At 66.8% G+C, this 16,638-nt stretch carries 18 protein-coding genes and 2 pseudogenes; 11 read left to right on the top strand and 9 right to left on the bottom strand.

What is annotated here, in order from left to right; translation table 11 throughout:
- The first annotated feature begins 20 nt into the window (after positions 1-20).
- Complete coding sequence (locus ACP99_RS12505; RefSeq protein WP_049986915.1) at positions 21-809, top strand: SDR family NAD(P)-dependent oxidoreductase; 789 nt, start codon at positions 21-23, stop codon at positions 807-809.
- Between the two features lie 76 nt (positions 810-885).
- On the opposite strand, the gene ACP99_RS12510 is transcribed toward ACP99_RS12505, so the two are convergent.
- A complete protein-coding gene (locus tag ACP99_RS12510; protein ID WP_049986916.1) occupies positions 886-1,098 on the bottom strand; it encodes a hypothetical protein in 213 nt (70 codons plus the stop codon).
- Positions 1,099-1,180: 82 nt separating this feature from the next.
- Between ACP99_RS12510 and ACP99_RS12515 the strand changes: the two genes are divergently transcribed.
- The 5 genes and pseudogenes from ACP99_RS12515 (at position 1,181) to ACP99_RS12535 (ending at position 4,778) form a co-directional block, all read left to right on the top strand.
- Positions 1,181-1,390, top strand: a complete 210-nt coding sequence (locus ACP99_RS12515; RefSeq protein ID WP_049986917.1) for a hypothetical protein — start codon at positions 1,181-1,183, stop codon at positions 1,388-1,390.
- Between the two features lie 100 nt (positions 1,391-1,490).
- A complete protein-coding gene (locus tag ACP99_RS12520; RefSeq protein ID WP_231554295.1) occupies positions 1,491-1,970 on the top strand; it encodes a YccF domain-containing protein in 480 nt (159 codons plus the stop codon).
- Positions 1,971-2,029: 59 nt separating this feature from the next.
- Positions 2,030-2,665, top strand: a complete 636-nt coding sequence (locus ACP99_RS12525) for a hypothetical protein (protein ID WP_049986918.1) — start codon at positions 2,030-2,032, stop codon at positions 2,663-2,665.
- Positions 2,662-3,308: pseudogene (locus tag ACP99_RS12530) on the top strand (hypothetical protein). The gene ACP99_RS12525 and the pseudogene ACP99_RS12530 overlap by 4 nt, the downstream one beginning before the upstream one ends.
- Before the next feature lie 87 nt (positions 3,309-3,395).
- The gene (locus ACP99_RS12535; protein WP_049986919.1) at positions 3,396-4,778 is read left to right on the top strand and encodes an NAD(P)/FAD-dependent oxidoreductase; all 1,383 of its coding nucleotides are present in this window, start codon (positions 3,396-3,398) and stop codon (positions 4,776-4,778) included.
- A gap of 36 nt (positions 4,779-4,814) precedes the next feature.
- On the opposite strand, the gene ACP99_RS12540 is transcribed toward ACP99_RS12535, so the two are convergent.
- The 4 genes from ACP99_RS12540 to ACP99_RS12555 form a co-directional block, all read right to left on the bottom strand.
- Positions 4,815-6,407 (bottom strand): GMC family oxidoreductase, encoded by a 1,593-nt coding sequence (locus ACP99_RS12540; RefSeq protein ID WP_049986920.1) that lies wholly within the window; start codon positions 6,405-6,407, stop codon positions 4,815-4,817.
- Between the two features lie 523 nt (positions 6,408-6,930).
- Positions 6,931-7,260, bottom strand: a complete 330-nt coding sequence (locus ACP99_RS12545; protein ID WP_049986921.1) for a hypothetical protein — start codon at positions 7,258-7,260, stop codon at positions 6,931-6,933.
- Between the two features lie 3 nt (positions 7,261-7,263).
- Entirely contained in the window at positions 7,264-7,638 is a 375-nt protein-coding gene (locus tag ACP99_RS12550; protein ID WP_049986922.1) for a hypothetical protein, read from the bottom strand.
- Positions 7,639-7,938: 300 nt separating this feature from the next.
- Positions 7,939-8,199, bottom strand: coding sequence for a hypothetical protein (locus ACP99_RS12555; RefSeq protein ID WP_049986923.1), 261 nt, complete (start codon positions 8,197-8,199; stop codon positions 7,939-7,941).
- A 352-nt stretch (positions 8,200-8,551) separates the two neighbouring features.
- Here ACP99_RS12555 and ACP99_RS12560 point away from each other — a divergent pair, with 352 nt between their 5' ends.
- Both ACP99_RS12560 and ACP99_RS12565 read left to right on the top strand, forming a co-directional pair.
- Positions 8,552-9,283, top strand: coding sequence for a ZIP family metal transporter (locus ACP99_RS12560; RefSeq protein ID WP_049986924.1), 732 nt, complete (start codon positions 8,552-8,554; stop codon positions 9,281-9,283).
- A 104-nt stretch (positions 9,284-9,387) separates the two neighbouring features.
- Positions 9,388-10,452 (top strand): CNNM domain-containing protein, encoded by a 1,065-nt coding sequence (locus ACP99_RS12565; protein WP_049986925.1) that lies wholly within the window; start codon positions 9,388-9,390, stop codon positions 10,450-10,452.
- 70 nt (positions 10,453-10,522) lie between these two features.
- Here the strand turns inward: ACP99_RS12565 and ACP99_RS12570 are convergent, their stop codons facing one another.
- Positions 10,523-11,776, bottom strand: coding sequence for a putative manganese transporter (locus ACP99_RS12570; protein WP_049987001.1), 1,254 nt, complete (start codon positions 11,774-11,776; stop codon positions 10,523-10,525).
- A gap of 339 nt (positions 11,777-12,115) precedes the next feature.
- Between ACP99_RS12570 and ACP99_RS12575 the strand changes: the two genes are divergently transcribed.
- Together ACP99_RS12575 and ACP99_RS12580 are read left to right on the top strand one after the other, a co-directional pair.
- Complete coding sequence (locus tag ACP99_RS12575) at positions 12,116-12,916, top strand: pirin family protein (RefSeq protein WP_049986926.1); 801 nt, start codon at positions 12,116-12,118, stop codon at positions 12,914-12,916.
- A gap of 103 nt (positions 12,917-13,019) precedes the next feature.
- Positions 13,020-13,580 carry an NAD(P)/FAD-dependent oxidoreductase gene (locus tag ACP99_RS12580; RefSeq protein ID WP_049986927.1) on the top strand — a complete coding sequence of 187 codons (561 nt, stop codon included), beginning with the start codon at positions 13,020-13,022 and terminating at the stop codon, positions 13,578-13,580.
- 47 nt (positions 13,581-13,627) lie between these two features.
- On the opposite strand, the gene ACP99_RS12585 is transcribed toward ACP99_RS12580, so the two are convergent.
- Positions 13,628-14,269 carry a TetR/AcrR family transcriptional regulator gene (locus tag ACP99_RS12585; protein ID WP_049986928.1) on the bottom strand — a complete coding sequence of 214 codons (642 nt, stop codon included), beginning with the start codon at positions 14,267-14,269 and terminating at the stop codon, positions 13,628-13,630.
- 165 nt (positions 14,270-14,434) lie between these two features.
- Between ACP99_RS12585 and ACP99_RS12590 the strand changes: the two genes are divergently transcribed.
- Positions 14,435-14,830 (top strand): hypothetical protein, encoded by a 396-nt coding sequence (locus ACP99_RS12590; RefSeq protein WP_049986929.1) that lies wholly within the window; start codon positions 14,435-14,437, stop codon positions 14,828-14,830.
- A gap of 8 nt (positions 14,831-14,838) precedes the next feature.
- Here the strand turns inward: ACP99_RS12590 and ACP99_RS12595 are convergent.
- Both ACP99_RS12595 and mvk read right to left on the bottom strand, forming a co-directional pair.
- A pseudogene (locus ACP99_RS12595) lies at positions 14,839-15,575 on the bottom strand (isopentenyl phosphate kinase).
- Positions 15,572-16,618, bottom strand: coding sequence for a mevalonate kinase (gene mvk / locus ACP99_RS12600; protein ID WP_049986930.1), 1,047 nt, complete (start codon positions 16,616-16,618; stop codon positions 15,572-15,574). Before mvk ends, ACP99_RS12595 begins: the two are co-directional and overlap by 4 nt.
- Positions 16,619-16,638 lie beyond the last annotated feature (20 nt).

The following is a 16,638-nucleotide window of genomic DNA, read 5'->3' on the forward strand; positions in this document are numbered from 1 at the left end:
CTGGTGCCCAAGCCTCGGATATGGATCTCGATCTCGGACTGGAGGGCAACGTGGCGTTAGTCACCGGGAGCGCGACCGGACTCGGCCACGCCTGCGCGGAAGCGTTCTCGCGCCAGGGGGCGCACGTCGCCCTCGCCGCGCCGAATCTGGACGGCCTCGCGTACGCCAGCGACAGGCTCGACGCCCTCGGGGAGGGCGACATTTTCGGTCTCGAAGTCGACGTTCGCAGCCCCGACCACATGGCGGCGCTCGTCGAGGAGACCATCGACCAGTACGGCGGCATCGACCACCTCGTCACGGGGCCCAGACCGCTCGAACCCGAACGGTTCCTCGACGTCTCCGACGAGGACTGGTTCCGCGGGTTCGACCGGCTGTTCATGAGCGTCGTCTGGGCCATCCGCGAGTCCGCCGCCCACCTCGAGGCCTCCGAGCACGGGACCGTCGTCAACGTGGCCAACCCCGCGATCCCCGCGCTCGCCGACGAACTGCCGATGGCGACCGCCTACGGGCGGGCGGTCCAAGGTCTCACCGAAACCCAGGCCGCGGCGTTCGCGCCCGACGTCCGCGTGAACGCGGTCGCACCCGGGCCGCACGAGACCGAAGACCTGGAGGAGTTTCTCTCCCGACGGGTCGAAGCCGGCGAGTTCGCCGACCTCTCCTCGGCTTGGGAGGCCCTACTCGCGGACTGTCCCTACGAGTCGCCCGGGCGACCGCTCGATCTGGGGAAGGTAGTCACCTTCCTATCCAGCCGGCACGCGAGTTTCGTCAACGGCGCGACCGTCCCAGTCGACGGCGGGTCCGGACTCTGAGAACCGGATCCGAATCGTCTTCGTACTTCGCGGCGTCGACGTCGCGGTATTTCGGCCGTGGTTCTCGCGGATCGATCTACGAGTCCGATTCGGACGTCTTGGGGAGGTTTCGCCGCTCAGAGAAGTAATAGAGGATCACGACGAAGCCGGCGGCGGGGACGACGACGCCGAGCCAGTACTGTTCGGGGTTCTGGAGGCCGAGTCGCTTCGCGTCGAGGTACATCACGACGCCGAGCGGGAGCTGGATGAGCACCGCGCCGAGTAACAGCAGCGTCACCAGTTCGCGCATTGGCCGCGTACTATGCGACCGGTGGGGATCACTCTTCTGTCGTCCGGTAGAAATTTCGTTCGGGAACCTGATTTCGGATCCGATGTCAGAGACCGATCTGAAGCGGTCCGTCCGCCGTGGCGTCGCCCTCCTCCTGATCCCGCTGTCCTCGAGCGGGCTCCCCGAGTTCGTCGAATCCGCTCTCCCGGGAGCTTCGGCCGCGTTCGGCCTCGTCGCCTTCTCGGCGGCCCTCGCCTACCTGCTCTGGAGCGGCCTGTGGCAACTGTCTCGGGCGGCCGATACGCCGTTTTGATCGCAGGGTCGGCTGCCGGAACCAACGTTGCTTCCTCGCGATAACTCGGGGCGACGCGTGGAGTAGCCTTAACCGTTCGCTCGTCCAACTTGGGACACGAATGACCGACTCAGGAGCGCGAACGAACGCCGCTGAGGCACCGGACGGCGGGCGAAACGTGACCGTCGAGCGACGCGACGGTTCACCCTCGATCGTGGTCCGGGCCGCGTACTTCCTCCTGATCGGCTGGTGGGCCAGCGGGATCTGGCTGGGCGTCGCGTGGTTCTTCACCGTCACGATCGTCGGAACGCCGATCGGGATCAAGATGATCAACCTGATTCCGAAGGTCGTCTCGCTGAAGGAGCGGACGGTCGAAACGCGGATCACCGAGAACGCGTCGGGTGCGGTCACCGTCACCGAATCCGGGCGCGACCAGCACTCCCTCGTGGTCCGGGCCGCGTACTTCCTCCTGATCGGCTGGTGGGCCAGCGGGATTTGGATGTCAATCGCGTGGGTCTTCTCCGTCACGATCATCGGCCTCCCGGTCGCGGTCTGGATGTACGACCGGTTGCCGTACGTCGTCTCCCTCTACAAGTACTGACGCGTGAATGGCCCCCACTGTCGCCGGGCTTATACCACGAGCGCGTCACTAACCCCGATATGAGTAAGCGGGGGAAGTTAGACGACTCGGGCCTCCTCGACGTCGACGACGCGCTCGAGCGGCTGTTCCGGGACGGCCGGACGAACGCGATCATCGCGTGGCTGCTCGTCGGCGTGCTCGCGACCGTGTTCGTCGAAAGCGCCGTCGACGTCGACTACCAGTGGATCCTATTCGTGGGGTTCGTGGGGTTCGTCGTCCTCCTGCCCCCGCTTTCGCACCGCGAGTGGCGGGTGATGCTGCCGTGGGAGTTACTCGTGCTCGCGCTGCTCCCGATTCTCGTTCGCGGGCTCGCCGGGGGCACGCTGGGCACGTTCGCGACGTACGTCGCGATCGCGGGGCTGGCGCTGTTGATCATCGTCGAACTCCACATGTTCACGTCGCTGCAGGTCACCCACTGGTTCGCCGTCGTGCTCGTCGTCCTGACGACGATGGCGGCGGTCGCCGCGTGGACGATCTTCCGCTGGAACGCCGACCGGTTCCTCGGGACGTCGTTTCTCGCCGACAACGAGGCGCTGATGATGGAGTGGCTGTACGTCACGGTCGCGGGGCTGGTGGCCGGCGTCCTGTTCGACGGGTACTTCAGGCGGCGGGACCGCCAACTGTGGCGCGTGATCCGTCGGATGGTGAGACGATGAGTCGGCTGCCGCGACCGTCGGTACGTACGCAGCGGCGGCTCACCCGCGCGATGCAGCTCGCCCTCGTCGCGCTCGTCGTCTACGGTCTCCTCGCGAGACAGCCGAAGGCGATCACGAACGGTGGAATCGCGCTCGCGATCACGTTTCTGCCGGCGCTCTTAGAGCGGAACTACGACCTCCCGCTGGACCCGTGGCTCGCGCTCTGGATCACGACCGCCGTGTTCCTCCACACGCTCGGCTCGGCCGGGCTCTACGGGCAGATCGGGTGGTGGGATCACCTCACGCACGCTACGTCGGCGTCGCTCGTCGCCGCGGTGGGGTACACGACCGCCCGGGCGATCGACCTCCACAGCGACGAGATCCACATCCCGCGGCGGTTCTTCTTCGTGTACATCTTCGTCGTCGTGCTGGCGTTCGGCGTCATCTGGGAACTCTTCGAGTTCGCGCTCGACATCGTCGCGGGCGCGACGGGACTGACGATGCCGCTCGCGCAACACGGCCTCGACGACACTGTCCGCGACGCGATGTTCAACTCGCTCGGGGCGCTCCTCGTCGCCGTGTTCGGGCAGTGCACCTGACCGACGTCGCCGAACGGATCCACGAGCGGCTCCTCGGCGACGCGGGGAGGGACGATCCGCTGTAGGCAGCGGCGACGTGACCGTGACGATAACCGAGACGCGGACCGTCAGTGAACGACAGTATAATACTGGGTCGGGGTCGCTGTAGCCATATGGAGCGATTCGACGTAGCTATCGTCGGCGGCGGCCCCGCGGGGTCGTCTGCCGGCCACGCCGCCGCGTCGGGCGGGGCATCGGCGGTCGTGCTCGAAAAGGGCGTCCCGCGGGCGGACCGGCCCGACCGACTGGGCCCGGATTCGACCGACGCCGCGGGGATTCTCGACTACTGGGTCGACATTATGGGCATCCACCCCGACGAGATGCCCGACGACGTCGTGCTCGGCGAGTTGGATCGGGCGGAGTTCATCGGTCCCAACGAGTCGCTGACGCTGCGCTCGACCGGGATCGAATCGTCGTACGACGAGTTCGGCTTCTGTATGCAGCGGGCCCGCTTCGACGACTTCCTGCGCGACCGCGCTGAGGACGCGGGCGCGGAGTACCGCGCCGGCACGTCGGTCCGAGGCGTCGAGACCGACCTCGGAGGCGAGGGACCGCGACACCGACTCGCCCTCGCCGACGGCGAGGAGATCGGCGCGGACTTCCTGATCCTCGCGGACGGCCCGCAGCGACAAGTCACGAGCGGCGTCCTCGACGAGTACCTCCCGTTCGACGTGACCGAGCGGCTCTCGACGCGCGAGACGAACCACATCGCCTACCAGGAGCACCGCCGCCTCCCCGAGGAGGTGTTCGAGGAGGTCGCGGGCGCGATCAAGTTCTGGTGGGGGCACATGCCCGGCCACACCGCCTACCCGTGGATCTTCCCGAACGACGACAACGTCGCCCGGATCGGGCTGACGATGCCCATCGGGATGGACCTCGACGACGTCGAGGACAGAGGCGACTATCCCCTGCTCCGTCCCGACGACGACCGGATCCCGCAGGGCAAGGAGTACGTCCGCCGGCTCCTCGAGATGGAGTACGGCGACGAGTACGATATCGAGGCGGACTTCCCGCTGGTCGAAGATCGCGGGAAGTCGAAGGGCACCGAGACGTACGCCATCTCCTCGACGCGCCCGATCGACTCGCCGACCGGCGCGGGGATCGCCGTCGTCGGCGGTGCGATGGGCGCGACCTCCGCGTTCCACGAGGGCGGCGACCACACGGCGGTCCGAACGGGCGCGATCGCCGGCGAACTCGCCGCCGCCGGTGACCTCGCACCGTACAACGACCGCTGGAAGGACGCCATCGGCGACGAGGTGCTCCGCAACGTCGCGATGGCGGACGTCGTTCACGACTACGCCCCCGACGACTGGGACTGGGCCTTCTCGACGGCGAACAAGCTCTTGGACGACAGCGACGGGTACGGGCTCTTCGACACGAGCAACATCCGGGCGGGGTTCGGCGCGGCCCGACTCGTCACGACCTACAAGCGCACGAAGTTCCGGTTCCGAAACGGGAAGTACGTGCAGGTCACCGAGTCCGAGTACACGGTGTAACGTTTCCCGAAGCACCGAACCCGATGGCCCGTCTTCTCACTCGTCGGCGGCGATCAGGTCGGCCGCCCGCTCGGCGATGGCGAACGTCGCCGCGTTCGTGTTGCCGCCGACGATCCGCGGCATTATCGACGCGTCGACGACGCGCAGCCCCGACACCCCGTGCACCCGGAGTCGGTCGTCGACGACGGCCATCTCGTCGCCTCCCATCTTGCAGGTCCCGACGGGGTGGTAGATCGTCTGTGCCTTCGCTCTGAGATACTCCGCGATCTCCTCGTCGGTCTCGCGGTCCTCGCCGGGCCATACCTCCCGGACGCGGTACTCGTCGAATGGCTCGGCCCGCCCGACACGTCGGGCCTCGCGGATCCCCCGAATCATCGTGTCGAGGTCGGCCGCCTCGTCGAGGTACTTAGGGTCGATCGCCGGATCGTCGAACGGATCCGCGGACTGAAGGGTGATCCGCCCGCGGCTCTCCGGTCGCAGTTGCGTGGCACCGATGTAGAAGCCCCGTCCCTCGTCGGGGTTCTCGTAGCCGTGTCGCATAAAGAAGCCCGGGCCGAAGTGGAACTCGACGTCCGGACGGTCCAGATCCGGGTCGGTTCGGACGAACGCCCCGGCCTCGCCGCCGTTCGAGGTCATCCGACCGCTGCGCTGGGTGTGATACTCGACGACGTCGTCGAGGGTCCCGGTGTCGTCGCGGGTCACCGCGTTCTCCGCCTCGTACTGGACCGTCGCGAAGAGGTGATCTTGAAGGTTCCGTCCGACTCCCGGGAGCTCCCTCCTGACCTCGATGTCGTGTCGTTCGAGTTCCTCTCGCGGGCCGATACCCGAGAGCAGCAGCAGTTGGGGGGAGTTGACCGTGCCGCCCGAGAGGATCACTTCCTCGTCGGCCCGGACGGTCCGTCGCTCGCCGTTGCGCTCGTACTTGACGCCGACGACGCGGTCGCCGTCGAACTGCAACGACGTCACCTGCGCGCCGGTCCGCGCCGAGAGGTTCGACCGCTCGACGAGGGCGGGCTTGAGATACGCCCGCGCGGCGCTGTGGCGCTCGCCGTCCTTCTGCGTCACCTGAAAGAGGCCGACGCCCTCCTGACGCTCGCCGTTGAAGTCCTCGTTCCGTCGATGGCCGGCCTCGACGCCCGCCTCGACGAAGACCCGCGTGAGGTCGTACGGCGACTGCAGGTCGGCGACGTTCAGCGGGCCGCCGACGCCGTGGTACTCGCTCCGGCGGCTCCGGTTGTTCTCGTTGCGCTTGAAGTACGGGAGGAGGTCGTCGTAGCCCCACCCCTCGTTGCCCAACTCGGCCCACTCGTCGAAGTCCGCAGGGTGCCCGCGGATGTAGATCATCGCGTTGATCGAACTGGAGCCCCCGAGGGTCTTCCCGCGCGGCCAGTAGAGCTCCCGGCCGTCCATCGCCTCCTGTGGTTCGGTGTAGTACTCCCAGTCGACCTCGGATTTGAACAGGTTCCCGACCTCGCTCGGGACGTGGATCGACCGCCGGTGGTCGGGCTCGCCCGCCTCCAGCACCAACACGCTCCGAGAGGGATCCGCAGAGAGCCGAGTCGCGACCGTACAGCCCGCCGTCCCCGCGCCGACGACGACGTAGTCGTACGAGTCGGTTTCGCTTGCCATGCCTTTCTCTCCCAAGTACCGGTGAGTATAGTTTTCGGTGCCCCGCTCCCCTCTCCGGATCTGCCGGCCCGCTCCGTCTCACGCATCCGGAACGATGATAGGCGTTCGTCCCCTCCTTCCGGTGCGCACCCTTAGTCCCCGCCTCGAGTTCTCCCGCTACGGGAGCGATGATCCGGCGGCGAACCCGGGTGTGCGACATCAGCGGACCGTCCGCGCCCGAAAGACGGACCGCCCGACACGAGGGTTTCCCGGCCGACGCGGCACGCAGCCCCGGGATGAGGCCGGTCGTTAGTGTCTTGGGCGCACATCGACCTTTTGCAGCGCTCGCTCCGCTCGCTTACAAAAACTCGATCAATAGCCTGCGTCGGGTGTTTCGCACCCTCCTTGGCTCGCCTTCGGCGAGTGAACCGGCGACCTACCGGGCTCTTCGAGCAGCTCGGTCGCTGGACATTATCACGGTGGTACTTCCGCCGAGCTTACTAGTCGATTCTCGCTCGGTAGTGTTCCGGCGTACACTTTCGAACTACCGCAGATACGTCTCCAGCGAGTCGACGACCCGATCCACGAACTCGTCGGTAACTCGGCCCTGCCACGCGACGAGATCTTCGCTTCGGGGTGAGTGAATCGCCCACGGCGAGACGAACGACTCTCGTGGAACACCGCCCGTTTCCCAGACGTCCTCCCCGAGACGAAGCGAGTCGTCGTATTCCTTCGTTGAGATAGCGACCGCGACGTGTTGCTCGTCGGCGAACGGGTGCGAACTGTTGTTCACGACAAGCCACGGTCGCTGGCGATCAGTGCCGAGTTTGAACGGGTCGGTGCTCCTGACGACATCGCCGCGTTCCGGCTCCATCGATTACTCGTCCTCGCTCGCATCTTGTTCGCTCGGATGCGGCTGGTCGGGTGCGACAGCGTCCCAGTCCCCCGACTTGATTCCGCCGTCGGCTTTGTCGAGCTGTTCGCTCACGTCGTGCAGATTGTACGCTGCGGCGACACGCTGTTCGTTCTCCGTGATCGCCCAGTACTGCCCCCGATGGCGGACGAGCTCACGCTCTTTCAATCGCGTGAGCGCAGTGCCGACCGTGTTCGGGTCCTCGTCGATGGCAGTAGCGATCTCCGAGCGGGTGAACGCCGCGTCCCGGTTCGTGTGGAGGTACGTAACCACCTGCTCGGGCACACTCGGTCCCTCCGGAAGGTCTCCCGATTCGAACTCGTCGATGCTCACGGGCATACTGAGAAATTAGCGTGCTTACGTAATGAACGTACTGCCGTACCTCGAGTGCAGATTCACTAGTAGATCCTCGCCCGGTAGTGTCTTGGGCGTACATTGACCTTTTACGCTGTACGAGCGACGCAGTCGCCGCTCGGTTAACGCTCGATCAAAAGCACTTCTCTTTCCAGCGACCTTTCGGCGCTTGGTCGCTCATCGCGTTATCGCTCACGTCCGTGAGAGCGGGTGAAATCCCGCAATCGTGCGGTCTCGTGCGAAAGTCGTTGCAGACGCTACGACAAGTGAGATCGACTCGAAAAGTCAGTTCAGAAGCCGGCCCGCGAGCAGCACGGTCGGAATCAGAATTGGGATCGTCAGTATTGCTCCGCTGATGACGACGAACGGGGCGACGCCGTCGACAGGGTAGGTCAGCATACCGATCGTCACCCAGTTGACGACGTTCACCATCACGACGTACGCGACGCCCGCAAACATCACGAGTAAGCCGAACACACCGGCCAGAACGCTGACGACGCCCCACGCCGATCCACTTGCCGCCTTCGCGTCTTCTGCGACACTCATTGAGTAATAATCTCCATACTAATTGTATTAACAGCACACGATTAAAAGCTGATTGCATTCGGACGGGGGGTGAGACACTACCGACAGTCGCGTCGAAGCGCCCGGATTCGATCAGTGCACCAATCACCATCCTCCGTTGTCTGTGTACAGTACCGATCGAGGCAACACCGTACGGTGGTCCCAATTCAGATGCCAGTGAAGTCGGACGCACACCGGTCCGACCGAGATTTCACCTCCGAACCGGTCGTACTCGTCGTATGCGCTCGCGTGACCGACGAAGACGCACCGGATCCCGGCAGTCGGCTCGACGCCTGTGTGCCAACGGTCACCGCCTCGATCCGGGAGCGCAACGATGCTAGCGTTCCCGTCGGAGTTCTACTGGATCGCGGCGTTCGCCCTCGCCGCGGCGGTCGAGAACGGGGCGGGGATCCTCGCGATCTTTCGCTACCGCGACTGGGCGGAGCGTTCGCTCGCGTACGTGATGTGTTTCGCCGCGGGCGTGCTCCTCGCGACGCCGCTGCTCCACGCGCTCCCGAGTGCGATCGAGAAGAACCCGGACGCGGGCTTCAGCGCGCTGTCCGGATTCCTGTTTATGTTCTTCTCGAACGCGGTGATAAAACACTACACCCAGCAGGAGACGCTCGCCTTCGGGGTCACCGCGGTCGAAGGCATCGGTATCCACTCGCTCGTCGACGGGGTCGTCTACACCGTCACGTTCAGCATCTCCCTTTTGACCGGCGTCTTGGCGGGCACCGGGTTAGTCGTCCACGAGTTCGCCGAAGGGGTCATCACGTATCTCGTCCTCCTGGAGGGGAACGTGCCGGAGCGCAGAGCCGCGGTCTACGCGTTTTTCGTCGCCGCCCTGACGACGCCGATCGGGGCGTTTCTCGCGTATCCGCTCGTGAACGGAATCGGGCAGGCCCATCTCGGGCTGTTGCTCGGGTTCGTCTCGGGCGTCTTACTCTACGTCTCGGCGGCCCACCTGCTCCCCGAAGCGCGGTCGTACGAGAAGGAACATTCGGCGGTCGCGCTCGTGGCGGGCGTCGGACTCGCGCTGTTCATCGTGTTCTCACGTGGACTGTGAGTCGACGCGGTGCGACAGTGGCGGTGCAACCGTTCGATCCGGGGTCCGCGCCGTCGTCGGAAGCTTCCGTACTTATTTACCGTATCGTGCGAGAGAACGACAGTGTGACCCCGCTCGAAGTCAGCATCAGACTGATCGCCGGTCTCGCGCTCATCCTGACCAACGGGTTCTTCGTCGCGATCGAGTTCGCGCTGACGCGCGCCCGACAGTTCAGCGAGGACGAGTTCGTCGACGGGAACCCCGCCCTAGAACGGGCGTGGGAGATGACGCAGAACTTGGAGATCTACCTGACGACGTGTCAGGTCGGGATCACGGCGTCGAGTATCGCCGTCGGTATCGTCGCCGAGCCCGCGCTGGCGGCGCTGTTCGAGCCGTACTTCGCCACCACGCCGCTCGCGTCGATCGGGGCGGGCGCGATCATCGCGTTCGGGATCATCAACCTCCTGCACCTCACCCACGGCGAGCAGACGCCGACGTACCTGGGCGTCGAACGCTCCCGGCTGGTCTGCCGGTACGGGGCCGCGCCGCTCTACTGGTTCAACTGGCTCATCTCGCCGCTCATCACGCTCGGCGACTGGATCGCCAAGGCGACGCTCAAACTGTTCGGCATCGAGATGACCGGCGCGTGGCTCGAAACCGAAGAGGACGTGCTCGAATCCCGGGCGCAGCTCCGAAATCGGATCCACTCGCTCCTCGAAGAGCGAGATCTGCCCGAGGAGCGGCGAGAGGAGGTACTCAGGGCGCTCGACGTCGACGAACTCGCGATCAGGGAGATACTGGTCCCGGTCGAGGAGATCGTCGCGCTCTCGACGACCGCCTCGCCGGAGGAGAACTTCGAGCGGATACGGAGCACGCCACACACCCGGTTCCCGCTCGTCGGCGACGATCTGAGCGACTTCCGCGGCATCGTGTACGCCCCATCGATCATCGACCACTACGAGGCGCTGCAGTCCGGTGAGCTGTCCTTCTCGGAGGTCGCCGCGCCGCCGATGACGCTCGCGGCGGGGACGAACATCAGCGACGCGTTCGACCAGTTCCAAACGGAGGATCAGGAGTTAGCGCTCGTCATCGAAGACGGCGAGGTCGTCGGACTTCTCACCGCGACCGACGCCCTCGAGGCGGTGATGGGCGAACTCGAAGACCCGCTGGATCGAAACACGGAGACGTGAGGGATCGCCGAGCGACCGACGGTCGTCGCTCTCGCTGACGACCCAGCGCACGAGAGGACGACCCTCTCGCTCAGAGAACCCCGAACCCGAAGTCGGCGAACGGCCAGAAGTAGTAGACGAGCACGCCGGTGATGAGCGCGGGAATCGTCGTGTAGATCGTCGCGATGATGGCCGCTTTCATATCGATGGCCATCAGGGGGAACAGCGCGTCGCCGTCCTGGCTGATGGCGTTCGCCGTCAGCGCGGAGAACGGAATCGCCCCCTCGGCGTAGAGCCCCGCGAAGACGATCTGCGGTGCACAGCCGGGAATGAGGCCGAGGGCGGCACCCGCGATCGGGGCGAGGACGCCGGCGGCGGCCGCCAGCGCCGCGATGTCGAGATTGAACACGACGATGCCGTACTCGTAGAGCAGGTACGCGCCGATGACCCAGACGGTGACCATACTCGTCTCCATCGCCGCGTGCTGGAAGGTCTCGTAGGCGCTGGCGAAGTTTTCGCGGATGCGCCCCGACCCGCCCGTGCCGATGTACCGGCGGCCGACGAAGTGGAGGTAGAACGACAGCACGGTCCCCGTCAGCCCGGCGACGGTGAACAGTCCGAAGAACGTCGGGCCGAACTGTAGCGGCACGTCCGGTGCCCCGCGCGCGAGGTACAGCACGCCGGCGACCGCCCCGGCGATCGCGACGAACCACCAGACGACGTGGACTCCGTGGGTCACCGTCATCAGGAGACCGTTGGCAGTCGCGCCGTCGTTGGGGGTGTGTCCGCAGCTGTCCGCGTCCGCGATCGGAACGCTCGGCCCTCCTTCGGCCACGTTCCGCGTCGCGAACCCGCCGTCGGTGACCGGCCGACTGAGCCGGTCGACCGCGCGGTCGACGCGTCCGATGCCGAGTCCCCAGCCGTCGATCGCGTATCCGAACAGGATCGCGGAGACGAACGCGAGCCCGTAGGCGTACACCGCCGCCTCCGGCGCGAGGGCGATGATGACGAACGCCGCGTCGCCGGCGGTTGCGGCGAGCGTGGCGACGACCGTCCCGAAGCTGATCGTCCCGCGGATGTACAGCGGCATCGCGATGATCGCGCCGCCGCAACCCGGCGTCAGGCCGAGCAGCGCCCCGGCGATGGGCTGCAGCCGCTCGTTGTTCTCTAAGAACGAGACCAGCCGGCCGCCCGTCCGGTACTGGACGTAGCCGAACAGCAAGACCGTGACCGCGACGAACGCGCTGACCTGTACGAACCCGTCGCGGACGGAGAAGACGAAGATCTCCCAGACGGCGTCCGGGACCTGTCCGAACGGGACGAGCGCTCCGGCGTCGGTGTGCAGCGAGGGGATCACGAATCCGATCTCTCTGTACCGGGGTCGCCGGCGATGGGTGTCCGTAGCCAGTTCCCGCGCGTTCGCGGATCGATTCCCTGTCGGTGAATCATTTCTCTTGGTACCCTGTACTGCGCGGGGATATAAAAATTATATTGTCTACTCAAATTATAAGTTTAGACTAATCTAAAAAACTAGGGCCACTCGTATTCGGCCGTTATGCCTCCCCACTCGATCGATAACGCTGACGCTCGACGCGTCGACTCCCACCGGGCCTCCGCAGGCGTCGCCGAACCCACTCGCTCTCGACAGCCTTTACCGGACGGTAAACGAACTGGGTAGACAGCGATGGACGAGCCTGAATCCGTCAACGGCGGGGTAGTCGCCGGCCAGCGCGTCCGACACGGGACCGGCGTGCACTCGACCCGCGCGTTTCCGACGAGCGACTACGCGTCGCATCTGGACCCGTTCGTGTTGTTCGAGCAGTTCTACATCGATCCCGACCGGGGGTTCCCGATGCACGCCCACCGCGGTTTCGAGATCCTCTCGTACATGATCGACGGGGGGATGGCCCACGAGGACTCCCTCGGCGTATCCAACACCGCGTACGCGGGCGAGGCGATGCGGATCACCGCCGGCTGCGGCGTCCGCCACTCGGAGTTCCCCGCCGACGGTGCGGCCTGCACGGGGCTGCAGTTGTGGGTGAACCTCCCCAGGGAGGACAAGGAGGTCGAGCCGAGCTACGCGGACGCCGATGCCGACGATCTCCCCACCGAAGATGCCGACGGCGCGACCGTGACGACGGTCGTCGGCGACGGCTCGCCGCTCTCACTCAGAACGCCGATGGAGTACCTCGACGTCGTCGTCGACGGTGGGGGACGGGGTTCCGCGGTCGACGAGGGGTGGACGTGGTCGCGTCCGGAAGACTGGGCGGGTTTCCTCTACGGCGTCTCGGGGAGCGGAACCGTCGACTGCGCGGGTGGCCGCTCCGCCGACGGTGCGGCCTTCGGCGAGGGCGACGCCCTCCCGGTTGCCGCCGACGCCGTCGCCGACGTCGAACTCCGAAGCGACGAGGGGCTCCGCGTCGTCGCGGTCGCGGGCGAGCCACACGACGAACCGATCCGACAGCGCGGCCCGTTCGTACTGTAGTCGGACCGTTCGTCCTCTGGACCCGGTCACCCGTTCTCCTGTCTCCCAGCCTGAATTTTACCAGATGGTAAACTACTTCTGCGAGCGGTCGGTTCGTCCGAATATGGTAGACGTAGCAGTGGTTGGCGGTGGCCCGGCCGGACTGAGCGCGGCGCTGTACGCCGCGAAGAACGACCTCGAAACGGTCGTCTTCGACACCGACGAGTCGTGGATGCACAAGGCGCACCTGTTCAACTACCCCGCGGTCCGGAGCGTCAGCGGCGACGAGTTCCTCGCGCTCGCGCGGGGACAGGCCCGCGACCGCGGCGCGGACCTCGTCGACGCCGAGGTCACCTCGGTCGAAGAGAGCGGGGAGGGCTTCGCCGTCGCCACCGAGGACGACGAGTACGAGGCGACCTACGTCGTCCTCGCGACCGGCGGCGACCGGAGTCTCGCGGAGGATCTCGGGTGTGACTTCACCGACGAGGACGTCGTCGACGTGACGCTCGATATGGAGACGTCGGTCGAGAACGTCTACGCGACCGGCGCGATGGGCCGCCCCGAGAAGTGGCAGGCCGTCATCGCCGCGGGCGACGGCGCGGCCGCCGTCCTCGACATCCTCTCGAAGGAGAAGGGCGAGTACTACCACGACTTCGATATGCCGTCTGACGTCCCCGAGCTATAGATCGGGTCGGAGTCGACGGCCCACGGAGAACGGTAGGCGTCCCTAATTCACGATTTCTCGCAGTCGTCCGATCCCTCGGGGCCGCAGTACAGCGAGTCGAGCACGAACTCGTCGATGGCTTCTCGGGCCTCTCGGGGGGCGTCCTCGTGACCGAGCGCGAGCCGTCGCTCTCGGGCGGCGTGGATCAGGTCGGTGATGAGCTGACCCATCCGGTCGGCGTCGACGTCTCTGAACTCTCCCCGCTCGATCCCGCGCTCGATGGCGTCGACGATGCTGTCGCTGAGGCGGTCGTAGTGCTCGTTGAACCGTTCGCGGTGCGCGTCGTCGTGCTGGGCCGAGGCGTACAGCTCGTGGAACACCCGCATCCGCTCCCAGTGCGAGAAGTTCTCGCACTCCGGTCCGAGCAGACAGCGGTCGATGCGCCGGTCCAGTTCCTCCCGCGGCGTCGTCTCCTCGTCGACCGCGACGCTGCCCTCGTACTGGTCGATGACGTACTCCAGAAACGACGAGAGCAGATCGTACTTCCCGTCGAAGTGGTAGTGGATCACCTGCCGCGAGAGGTCCATCTCCGCCCCGATGTCGCGGACGCGAAGGTCCTTGTACCCGTGTTTGCGCAGCGCCCGGAAGGTGGCCTCCATAATCACCTCGCGGGTGTCGCCCGCGTCGACCGTCCCGTCCGATTCGCTCATAGCCGCCTCTTGTGCGGGGAGTCACATATCGGTTTCTTCCGAGGCGTGCGGAACTCGAAGCAACCCGGGTGAAGTGCGACGAAATCCGCCGAAACTGGCGTTCATCGACGTCGGCTTTCATTATTGCGGGCCGGAGACTCCCGCTCGAGGAGCCAGTAGTTACCGATGTACTTCGAGATCCCACTCCAGTTCGGTCGATTCGATCCGCTCGACGGCGTCGTCGTCTTCGCGGTCAGCCTGCTCATCGGCGGCGGCGCGATCCACGTCGCGGCCAAGCACGTGATCGCCCGCGGGGAGCCCGGCGGCCTCACCTTCGAACACGCCGTGCTCACCGCCCTCCTGGGCGCGATCGCGTGGGCGCTGCTGTCGTGGATCCCGCTGTTCGGCTCGCTGTTCGGGCTCGTCGGCTGGATCGCCGTCATCCGTTGGCGCTACCCCGGCGGCTGGGTCAAAGCCGGCGTCACCGGCGCGGCCGCGTGGGCCGCGGCGGTCGTCGCCCTCGCCGCCCTGGAACTGATCGGTCTCGGGTCGGTCTCGGCGCTGGGCGTCCCGGGGACGTAAGTTGAAAATCAGCCCTCGACGACGGTCCCGACCGACCGCCCGGCGAGGAACCCCTCGAGGCGTCGGGACCGAACACGGACGCCGGCGCGCCGAGGTCCAGCAACGCGCGGATCTTCGCCGCCATCCCGCCCGTGACGTCGGTGGAGTCGGACCCGCCGAGCGCGTTGGCGACGTCCTCGAACCGGGTGATCCGCGGGACGACCTCCCCCGACTCGTCGTAGACGCCCGGGACGGTCGAACAGAGCCCGACGCGGTCGGCGTCGAGCGCGCGGGCGAGGTGCGTGACCAGTTCGTCGCCGCTGATGATCGTCGCGCCCGCTCCCGACTGGGCGATGACGTCGCCGTGCAGCACCGGCACGAACCCCTCCGAGAGCATCGTCGCGGTCGACGCGGTCGGGAGCGACAGCGTCGCGTCCGCGTCCCGCGCGCCCGCCGAGAGCGGGTGGACCGGGAGGGCGGACACGCCGGCGTCCTGCAACCGCCCGACGACCTCGTCGTTGAGGCGGCGCATCGAATCGTGGATCGCCCAGACGCCGTCGGCGTCGTGGCTTCCCTCGGTCGGCGTCACGCCGTGTTTGTCCGCGTGGTGGTGGCCGAAACTGCCCGCCCCGTGGACGAGGACGAGTTCCGGGACGTCGGCGTCGGCGATGCTGTCGACGACCCGGTCGAGCGCGTCGTCGTCGACGGTCTCCGGCGTCTCCTTGTCGGTGACGACGCTGCCGCCGAGTTTGAGGACGGTCGTCACCGCTGGACCTCCGGGTCCGCGTCGGTACCAGGCGTCTCCACGCGGACGCCCTCGCGGTCCAACTCGGCGCGGAAGACGTCCTCGCACTCGGCGGTGTACCGGAGCGCGGTGCGCGTCTCCGGCGTCTCGTCGAGCGCGACGATGCACCCGCCGCCGCCCGCGCCGGTGAGCTTCGCGCCGTGGGCTCCCGCCTCGCGAGCGGCCCACACCATGTTGTCGAGCGTGCGCGAGGAGACCCCGAGCGCCTCCAGCAGCCCGTGATCGAAGTCCATCAGCCGCCCGAGTTCCGCGAGCAGTTCCGGTTCGGGTTCCGCGTCGGGGTCGGCCTCGGCGAGCAGCGACTCGCCCGTCCGGACGATGTCGCCGATGCTCTCGACGGTGTCGGCGGCGAAAGCGTACTCCTCGCGGAGGGATCGAACGCCGGCGACGAGTTCGCCGGTGTCGCCCGCGCCGCCGTCGAAGCCGACGACGAAGGGGAGGTTCGGCGCGTCGATCCGGCGGCAGTCGTCGCCCTCGACTCTGACCGCCCCGCCCATCGCCGAGCAGAACGTGTCCGCGCGGGAAGCCTGCCCGTCCTGGACGTCGTACTCGGCGCGATAGGCGCGGTCGGCGACTTCCTCGGGGTCGAGTTCGACGCCCAGTTCGCGCGTGGCGGCGTCGATACCGGCGACGACGACGGCCGCCGAGGATCCCAGGCCCGCGCCGAGGGGGATCTCGCTCTCGACGGTGATGTCGAAGCCCGCGTCGGGCGCGTCGGCGGCCTCGCGCGCCTGCTCGACTGCGGCGTCGACGTACCCGACCGCGGCGTCGACGAGTCCCGCGGGAACGTCGACGTCTGGTCTGTAGTCGGTGTCGCCCGTGTACTCGACGGTGAAGCCGTCGAGACTCAGATCTCGGGCCTCGACTCTGATGTGGTCGTCCGCGCGGGCGTCGACGGTGACGGTGGCCCGGCGCTCGATGGCGCACGGCACCGCCGGTTCCCCGTAGACGACCGCGTGCTCCCCGAAGAGGTACACCTTCCCGGGGGCGCTCGAAACGGTCATACCGCAGGCATACCGTGGCG

It is taken from the genome of Halobellus rufus (genome assembly GCF_000739575.1).
Lineage (GTDB): Archaea > Halobacteriota > Halobacteria > Halobacteriales > Haloferacaceae > Haloquadratum > Haloquadratum rufum.

Excerpts from the sequence above, each read along its gene's own strand:
- ACP99_RS12505 (WP_049986915.1), top strand. The coding sequence starts at position 21 with ATGGATCTCGATCTCGGACTGGAGGGCAACGTGGCGTTAGTCACCGGG.
- ACP99_RS12510 (WP_049986916.1), bottom strand. The coding sequence starts at position 1,098 with ATGCGCGAACTGGTGACGCTGCTGTTACTCGGCGCGGTGCTCATCCAG.
- ACP99_RS12515 (WP_049986917.1), top strand. The coding sequence starts at position 1,181 with ATGTCAGAGACCGATCTGAAGCGGTCCGTCCGCCGTGGCGTCGCCCTC.
- ACP99_RS12520 (WP_231554295.1), top strand. The coding sequence starts at position 1,491 with ATGACCGACTCAGGAGCGCGAACGAACGCCGCTGAGGCACCGGACGGC.
- ACP99_RS12525 (WP_049986918.1), top strand. The coding sequence starts at position 2,030 with ATGAGTAAGCGGGGGAAGTTAGACGACTCGGGCCTCCTCGACGTCGAC.
- ACP99_RS12535 (WP_049986919.1), top strand. The coding sequence starts at position 3,396 with ATGGAGCGATTCGACGTAGCTATCGTCGGCGGCGGCCCCGCGGGGTCG.
- ACP99_RS12540 (WP_049986920.1), bottom strand. The coding sequence starts at position 6,407 with ATGGCAAGCGAAACCGACTCGTACGACTACGTCGTCGTCGGCGCGGGG.
- ACP99_RS12545 (WP_049986921.1), bottom strand. The coding sequence starts at position 7,260 with ATGGAGCCGGAACGCGGCGATGTCGTCAGGAGCACCGACCCGTTCAAA.
- ACP99_RS12550 (WP_049986922.1), bottom strand. The coding sequence starts at position 7,638 with ATGCCCGTGAGCATCGACGAGTTCGAATCGGGAGACCTTCCGGAGGGA.
- ACP99_RS12555 (WP_049986923.1), bottom strand. The coding sequence starts at position 8,199 with ATGAGTGTCGCAGAAGACGCGAAGGCGGCAAGTGGATCGGCGTGGGGC.
- ACP99_RS12560 (WP_049986924.1), top strand. The coding sequence starts at position 8,552 with ATGCTAGCGTTCCCGTCGGAGTTCTACTGGATCGCGGCGTTCGCCCTC.
- ACP99_RS12575 (WP_049986926.1), top strand. The coding sequence starts at position 12,116 with ATGGACGAGCCTGAATCCGTCAACGGCGGGGTAGTCGCCGGCCAGCGC.
- ACP99_RS12580 (WP_049986927.1), top strand. The coding sequence starts at position 13,020 with ATGGTAGACGTAGCAGTGGTTGGCGGTGGCCCGGCCGGACTGAGCGCG.
- ACP99_RS12585 (WP_049986928.1), bottom strand. The coding sequence starts at position 14,269 with ATGAGCGAATCGGACGGGACGGTCGACGCGGGCGACACCCGCGAGGTG.
- ACP99_RS12590 (WP_049986929.1), top strand. The coding sequence starts at position 14,435 with ATGTACTTCGAGATCCCACTCCAGTTCGGTCGATTCGATCCGCTCGAC.
- mvk (WP_049986930.1), bottom strand. The coding sequence starts at position 16,618 with ATGACCGTTTCGAGCGCCCCCGGGAAGGTGTACCTCTTCGGGGAGCAC.